Raw genomic sequence first — 1,874 nt, 5'->3', positions numbered from 1 at the left:
ATGGATCTGAAGCTTGAAGCATTGTTCGTTCCCGTTTCCGACGTCGACCGCGCCAAGGCGTTCTACGAATTGCTGGACTTCCGGGTGGACCTTGATTACATCGCAAGTGAGGACTACAGGGCGGCGCAACTGACCCCGCCCGGCTCAAAGGCGTCAATCATTATTGGCAAGGGCATCACCACCGCCGCACCAGGCTCACTCCAGAACACAATTCTGGCCGTCTCAGACATCCTCGCAAGCAGGGCGGATCTCGTGGAAAAGGGCGTCGATGTCTCCGAAGTATTCCACTACGCGGACGGCTTCATCCTCAACGTGGACCACCAGTACCGGCTGGCGGGCCTGCACCCGGACCGCGCCGACTACCTGTCCTTCGCCTCCTTCAACGACCCGGACGGCAACAGCTGGCTCCTTCAGGAACTCAACACCCGGCTGGCCGGACGATGAACACGAACACCGGCTCCGCCGAATATGACCTGATCGTGCTTGGCGGCGGCGCCGTCGGGGAAAACATTGCCGACCGCGCCGTGCAGGGCGGCCTGACCGCAGTGATCGTCGAAAACGAGCTCGTCGGGGGCGAATGCTCCTACTGGGCATGCATGCCCTCAAAGGCGCTGCTGCGCTCCGCCCAGGTACTGCGCGCAGCCCGGCTAGTCCCCGGGGCCGCGCAGGCCGTCACCGGAGACCTGGACGTGAAAGCCGTGCTGGCACGCCGGGACTCCTTCGCCAGCAACTGGTCCGACAAGGGGCAGGTGCAGTGGCTGAAGAGTGCCGGCATTGGACTGGTCCGTGGCCACGGCCGCCTCACCGGAGCCAAGCAGGTCACCGTCACCGCCTACGACGGCACCATCACCGAACTGACTGCCCGCCATGCCGTGGCCGTGACGACGGGCTCAGACGCGTTCATCCCGAATATCGAGGGGCTGCGCGAGGCCCGCCCGTGGACCAGCCGCGAAGCAACCAGCGCCCGGTCGGTTCCTGAAAGTCTTGCCATCATCGGCGGCGGCGTTGTTGGTGCCGAGATGGCAACGGTTTTTGCCTCCTTTGGCACGGCAGTAACCCTGATCTCCCTCGATGGACTGCTCACCGGCATGGAACCGTTCGCGGGTGAGATGGTCGCGGAATCCCTCCGCGAGCAAGGTGTCCACGTCATGCTCGATACGAAAACCACCCGCGTCACCCGCGACGAAAGCGGTGCGGTCCTCGTCGAGACCGCGGACGGCAAAACAATCAGGTCCCAGGAAGTTCTCGTCGCGACCGGCCGTACGCCACGTACCGGTGACATCGGCCTCGATTCCGTCGGGCTTATCCCCGGCGGTTGGATCGAGACCGACGACACCCTGCTGGTTCCGGGCTTCGACTGGCTCTACGCGGCCGGTGACGTGACGAAGCGTGCGCTGCTCACCCACCAAGGGAAGTACCAGGCCCGTGCGGCCGGCGATGTCATCGCCGCCCGCGCCACCGGAGCACCAGTGTCGGACGCACCCTGGGGAACCCACGTGGCCACTGCGGACCACCAGGCCGTCCCGCAGGTCACCTTCACCGAACCGGAAATCGCCTCCGTGGGCCTCACGGCCGCGGCTGCCCGTCAGCGCGGGTATGACATCCGCGTGGTCGACTACGAACTCGGACACGTCGCCGGCGCCAGCGTGCGCGCCGACGGCTACACCGGAACCGCCCGAATGGTCGTCGACGAAAAGCGGAAAGTCCTGCTCGGCGTAACCTTCGCCGGCCCCGACGTGAGCGAACTCCTGCAGGCCGCAACCATCGCCCTGGTATCAGAAGTTCCGCTCGACCGCCTCTGGCATGCCGTACCGGCCTACCCCACCGTCAACGAGATCTGGCTCCGGCTTCTCGAAACCTACGGGCGCCCCTCC

At 65.5% G+C, this 1,874-nt stretch carries 2 protein-coding genes; both read left to right on the top strand.

Going from position 1 to position 1,874, the window contains the following annotated elements:
* On the top strand, positions 1–444 hold a 444-nt coding region (locus CXQ90_RS21585), incomplete at its 5' end, for a VOC family protein (protein ID WP_104141378.1).
* A partial coding sequence (locus tag CXQ90_RS21580) for an NAD(P)/FAD-dependent oxidoreductase (RefSeq protein ID WP_104141377.1) occupies positions 441–1,874 on the top strand: 1,434 nt, incomplete at its 3' end. The genes CXQ90_RS21585 and CXQ90_RS21580, both read left to right, overlap by 4 nt.

It is taken from the genome of Arthrobacter sp. ZGTC131 (assembly GCF_002929275.1).
In the GTDB taxonomy this organism is placed as follows: domain Bacteria; phylum Actinomycetota; class Actinomycetes; order Actinomycetales; family Micrococcaceae; genus Arthrobacter.
The sequence above is the reverse complement of the archived record's forward strand: the minus strand, read 5'-3'. Positions and strand labels throughout refer to the sequence as shown.